We start from the raw sequence: 5,626 nt of genomic DNA on the forward strand, positions 1-5,626 counted from the left end.
CGGGGTCGTGGCCCTGGCATCGTCGCTGGACGCCGACACGGTCGTCGACGGCGTGCACGCCGAAGGGGCCAGCTACCTGTGGACTCCCGGCGGCCTTGAGTCGCTCCTGGGCCCGGCCGACGGCGCCGCCGTGGCTGCCCTCATGAACGTCCGAATGCCCGGAAGCGTGAGCGCCGGCGGTTCGCCGTTGCATCCGGGCTGGGAGCTGTCCGGCGGGGACGCCGCGCTGTGGCAGCGGGTGCGCCCGCTGCTGGCGCAGGCGCGCAGGAACCGGCCCCAGCCCGGCCGGGATGACAAGGTGGTGGCGGGCTGGAACGGACTGGCCGTAGCCGCCCTCGCCGACGCCGGCGCCGTCCTGGCACGCCCGGAGTTGGTGGCCGCGGCGGAGCGGATTGCGGACTATCTTGAGCGCGTGCACTGGCGGCCCGCGGCGGATGGCCCCGGCTGGCTCATGCGCGTCTCCCACGACGGAGTGGCGCGGGGAATCGGCGGTTTGCTGGAGGACTACGCCTTGTGCGCCGAAGGGCTGTTCGCGCTCTATGCGGTTACCGGGCACACCCGCTGGTACGGGCTGGCCGAGGCCATTCTGGACGCCGCCTGCAGGCGGTTCGCGGCCGACGGCGGCCTGAGGGACGCTGCGGGGGAGTCCGCGCAGGTCACGGCCGCCCAGGGCGGCCGCGACGGTCTGGAACCGTTCGACGGCGCCACCCCCAGCGGCGCCGCCGCGCTGGCCGGTGCCCTGCTGACCCACTCGGCCTTCTCCGGCTCGTCCGAACACCGCACCCTGGCGGCCAGCATCCTTGCCCTGCTGCTTCCTCCGCTTGCGGGCCAGGCACCCCGCGCCGCCGGCTGGCTGCTCGCGACCGCCCAGGCTGCCCTCGCCGGTCCCATCGAGGCCGCCGTCGCCGGACCGGACACCCCGGAACGGGCCGTGCTGCACCGGGAGCTGCTGCTCTCGGCCAGCCCCGGGCTGGTGGTCGCGGTCCAGGACGACGGCGCCGCCCGGCCGGTACCCCTGCTGCAGGGCCGCGGCGCGGGCCCGGACGGCGCCCCGCAGGTGTTCCTGTGCCGCGGCATGGTCTGCGGCCTCCCCGCGACTTCCGTCGAAGAAATGCGCGGGCAGCTGGCTAGGATGTCCTCATGACTGGTCAGGACGGCTTCGAGCTGGTGGTGTTCGATTGTGACGGTGTACTGGTGGATTCCGAGGTGATCGCCATCCGGGTGGACCAGCGCGTGCTGGCAGACCTGGGCTGGGACCTGGAACTCGATGACATCGTGGAACGGTTCGTCGGAAAGTCCGAGGCGAACTTTGTGGCCGCCGTCGAACAGCAGCTCGGGATCCGGCTGGCCGACGGCTGGGACCGCGACTACGGTCGCTGGTACCAGGAGGCGTTTGAACGTGAACTCGAGGCCGTTGACGGGATCGAGGACGCCCTGGACCGGCTGTCTCTGCCGCACTGCGTCGCTTCCAGCGGCAGCCACGAAAAGATGCACCGGACCCTGGGCAAGACCGGGCTGCTAAGCCGTTTTCAGGGCCGCATCTACAGCGCCACAGAGGTGGCCAACGGCAAACCCGCGCCGGACCTGTTCCTCCACGCCGCGGCGGGCCAGGGCGCCGCTCCCGGGCGGTGCGCCGTCGTCGAGGACAGCGCCTACGGCGTCCAGGCCGCCCGGGCGGCGGGAATGTACGTCTTCGCGTATGCCGGCGGTGTCACCCCGGCCTCCCGATTGGCCGGTCCCGGAACCACCGTCTTTACCGACATGCGGCTGCTGCCCGAGCTCATTGCGGCAGGGCATCCCGGCTGAGCCGGGGGCCAACCCCTGACGCCGGAATTCCCCACCATTGAAGCCGGCGCCCGGCGTGTCGGGCCGGACTGCCGGCGAGTCCCGGCGTCGCAGTTTCAAAGGTGGGGAGAATCAGCGCAGCCGGCGTCAGCCCAGGACCGCGATGGCAATGGCGATGTAGTGCGCGGCGAAGGCAAAGACCGTCAGCGCGTGGAAGAGTTCATGGAAGCCGAAGTGTTTGTAGCTGAAGTTCGGCTTCTTCAGCGCATAGAACACGGCTCCCGTGATGTACAGGATTCCGCCGACGCAGATCAGCACCGCCGAGGCAGCGTTGGCGGCGAAAAAGTCCGGCAGGTAGAACAGCGAGCCGCAGCCGAGGGCGATATAGATCGGCACGTAGAGCCACCGCGGGGCATTGGTCCACAGTAGGCGGAACAGCACGCCGAGGATGGCCCCGGACCAGATCACCCAGAGCAGCACTTCGGCTTGCTGCCGGTCCAGCAGGGCCCAGGCGAGCGGCGTGTAGCTGCCGGCGATCACCAGCATGATGTTCGTATGATCCAACCGCTTCAGGACGATCTTTACGCGCGGTGACCAGTTCCCGCGGTGATAGACGGCACTGACGCCGAACAGCAGGACCCCGGTAACGGCATAGACGGCGCAGGCCACCTTCAGGTCCGGCGGCGCGAGGATCACCAGCACCAGCCCGGCGGCCAGCGCCAGCGGGGCGGTGACGGTGTGGATCCAGCCCCGCCATTTGGGCTTGATCATCAGCAGTTCAGCCAGGCGCACCGCGGCGTCGTCCACCGGGGTTGCCCGCTTCGCCGGAGGCTCCGGCCGGGGCTCCGGACTGTTGCTTTCCATGCCGTAATAATAACCTACGCCGTAGTAAGTTACCGGTGAGTAACAATCCGTCCGGGGTTGTCCTGTGACGGAGCTGCACCCGGCACGGCCCTCCGGCAGGTAGCCTAGGATGTGCACTGAACAAGTACCTCAAGGAAGCCAGGTGAATCTCCGGATGGAAATGCCCGGGTTCCTCTACGGCTTTTACGAGCGCAAGCTCCAGCGCTCCCTCGATCCTGAACGGATCCCGCGCCACGTCGGCGTCATGGTCGACGGCAACCGGCGCTGGGCCCGCCAGTTCAACGCCCCCACGAGCCAGGGCCATCAGGCCGGTGCGGACAAGATCCACGAATTCCTCGGCTGGTGCCAGGAGCTGGGCATCAAGGTGGTCACCTTGTACATGCTCTCCACGGACAACATGAACCGCTCCGGCGAGGAACTCGACCTCCTGATGGGCATCATCGCCAACACCCTGGACCGGCTGGACGAGGACGCCAATATCTCGGTGCACGCCATGGGCGCCCCCGAACTGCTGCCGGACTACCTCGCCGAGCGGCTGAACAACCTGACGGCCCGGACGCCCGCGCAGGAGAGGCTGCACGTCAATGTCGCCGTCGGCTACGGCGGACGGCGGGAGATTGTCGACGCCGTCCGGGAACTGCTGCACGACGCCGTCGCCCGGGGAGCGGACATCGGACAACTGGCCGATGAACTCACCGTGGATGACATCTCGCGCTTCCTCTACACCAGGGGCCAGCCGGATCCGGACCTGGTGATCCGGACCTCCGGGGAGCAGCGGCTGTCCGGATTCCTCATGTGGCAGAGCGCGTACAGTGAGTTCTACTTCTGCGAGGCCCTGTGGCCGGCGTTCCGCAAGGTGGATTTCCTGCGCGCCCTGCGCGACTACGCCGGCAGGCAGCGCCGCTTCGGCGCCTGAGTGGTTCACGCGGAATTCACAAGACGGCAACAAGAATCGCCGAAAAATTATCGGACAAACCGGCCCCCGGAGACGTACGTTAATCCCATCGGCAGGCAATTCGCCGGCCGATCGGGGAGGCCAGTACATGGAGCGGATTTTCGCACCGGGTGTATGGGAGGCCGCGTCCGGCCTCCAGGCCGAGCCGCCTCACCAATAACAATTCCGGGCATTGCCCCGGGGCTGGAGTCGATGTGGCTATTTCTGAGCAACTGCCCGACGTCATTTCCGATCAGGGACAGAAAGCTACCTCTCGCGCCAAGCGAGCCACCTCAAAGACCGGTGCAGCGGATTCCGCGGCGGCCGGTCTTGCTGTTTCCGGGGAAGGAACAGGGAGCCGGGGCACGGCCCGCAGTTTCGTGATCGATACCTCCGTCCTGCTCTCTGATCCGCGGGCCCTCCTGCGCTTCGCCGAGCACGAGGTCATCCTGCCGATCGTTGTCATCACCGAGCTCGAAGGAAAGCGCCACGACCCGGAGCTGGGTTACTTTGCGCGTAAAGCCCTCCGGCTGCTCGATGACCTGCGGCTCGAGCACGGCGGCCTGGACCGTCCCATCCCGCTGGGCCCCGACGGCGGCACGCTCATGGTGGAGCTGAACCATATCTCCGCCGAGGTGCTGCCCGCCGGGTTCCGCGGGGTGGACAACGACAGCCGCATCCTCGCGGTGGCCAAGAACATGGCCAACGAGGGCCGCGACGTGACGGTGGTGTCAAAGGACCTGCCGATGCGCGTCAAGGCCTCGGCCATGGGGCTGCTGGCCGACGAGTACCGCAATGAACTCGTCAAGGACTCCGGCTGGACCGGCGTCGCCGAGCTCGACGCGGGCGAGGACGAGGTTGCCACCTTGTACGGGCACGAGCCGGTATTCATCCCGGCGGCGGCCGAGATGCCGACCAACACCGGGCTGGTCCTGTTGTCCAGCCGCGGCTCGGCCCTAGGACGGGTAGGAGCGGACAAACAGGTCCGGCTCGTGAAGGGCGACCGCGACGTCTTCGGACTCCACGGCCGCTCGGCCGAGCAGCGGTTGGCGATCGACCTCCTGATGGACCCGTCGGTCGGCATCGTGTCCCTCGGCGGCCGGGCCGGCACCGGCAAGTCCGCACTGGCCCTGTGCGCCGGGCTCGAAGCCGTCCTGGAGCGCCGGGAGCACCGCAAGGTGATCGTCTTCCGGCCCCTGTATGCGGTGGGCGGCCAGGAACTCGGCTATCTGCCCGGGTCCGAAGCGGAAAAGATGAACCCGTGGGCGCAGGCGGTCTTTGACACCCTGGGCGCGCTGGTCAGCCAGGAAGTGGTGGAGGAAGTGATGGACCGGGGCATGCTTGAGGTCATGCCGCTGACGCACATCCGCGGACGCTCCCTGCACGACGCATTCGTGATCGTCGACGAGGCGCAGTCCCTGGAGAAGAATGTGCTGCTGACAGTGATGAGCCGGATCGGCCAGAACTCCAAGATCGTCCTGACGCACGACGTCGCCCAGCGGGACAACCTGCGGGTCGGACGGCACGACGGCGTGGCGGCCGTCGTCGAGACCCTGAAGGGACACCCGCTGTTCGGCCACATCACCCTCACCCGCTCGGAGCGCTCGCCGATCGCAGCCCTCGTGACGGAGCTGCTGGAGGGGGCGGAGATCTAACCTCCCGAGGTTGGGGGCCGTGGTCCGGTTCGCCGGGCCACGGCTCTTCGCCGTGGTTGGGTTTGCCGTGGTTGGGTTCGCCGTGTCGTGGCGCTTCGCTGTTGTCGAGTTTGCCGGAACGCGGCCTTTCGCCGTCGCTTAGACACGACGCATAGGGACCCCTGCGGTCGCTGAGCGACCTCCGGGAATCCGATGCGTCGCGATGCGCTCCTTTGCGAAAGACCGCGTCCCGGCACGTTTGTCCCTCACCTTGCGGAGGAGCGCGTCCCGGCTGGTGAGCGTCCCACTCTCGCGGTGCTGCGGTGTCCCGCTGAGGAGCGCATCGCCGACCAAAGCGTAGCGAAGGTCGCCCAGCGACCGCAGCGCAGCGACGGGAGGTGTCTAAGCG

Annotated in this window: 4 protein-coding genes and 1 pseudogene; 4 read left to right on the plus strand and 1 reads right to left on the minus strand. The window is 68.3% G+C overall.

Annotated features, from left to right (window positions below):
• Together Y706_RS25800 and Y706_RS0115840 are read left to right on the plus strand one after the other, a co-directional pair.
• Window positions 1-1,144 (plus strand): annotated as a pseudogene (locus tag Y706_RS25800) (thioredoxin domain-containing protein); the annotation flags it as partial.
• On the plus strand, window positions 1,141-1,806 hold the full coding sequence (locus Y706_RS0115840) for an HAD family hydrolase (protein ID WP_028277373.1): 666 nt from the start codon (window positions 1,141-1,143) through the stop codon (window positions 1,804-1,806). The pseudogene Y706_RS25800 and the gene Y706_RS0115840, both read left to right, overlap by 4 nt.
• Before the next feature lie 126 nt (window positions 1,807-1,932).
• On the opposite strand, the gene Y706_RS0115845 is transcribed toward Y706_RS0115840, so the two are convergent.
• Window positions 1,933-2,649 carry a PAQR family membrane homeostasis protein TrhA gene (locus Y706_RS0115845; RefSeq protein WP_253906810.1) on the minus strand — a complete coding sequence of 239 codons (717 nt, stop codon included), beginning with the start codon at window positions 2,647-2,649 and terminating at the stop codon, window positions 1,933-1,935.
• A 154-nt stretch (window positions 2,650-2,803) separates the two neighbouring features.
• Between Y706_RS0115845 and Y706_RS0115850 the strand changes: the two genes are divergently transcribed.
• Entirely contained in the window at window positions 2,804-3,565 is a 762-nt protein-coding gene (locus tag Y706_RS0115850) for an isoprenyl transferase (protein ID WP_043436292.1), read from the plus strand.
• A gap of 233 nt (window positions 3,566-3,798) precedes the next feature.
• Window positions 3,799-5,238, plus strand: a complete 1,440-nt coding sequence (locus Y706_RS0115855) for a PhoH family protein (RefSeq protein WP_028277376.1) — start codon at window positions 3,799-3,801, stop codon at window positions 5,236-5,238.
• Window positions 5,239-5,626 lie beyond the last annotated feature (388 nt).

Origin of the sequence: Arthrobacter sp. I3, from assembly GCF_000520575.1 — a bacterium.
Classification (GTDB): domain Bacteria; phylum Actinomycetota; class Actinomycetes; order Actinomycetales; family Micrococcaceae; genus Arthrobacter; species Arthrobacter humicola_A.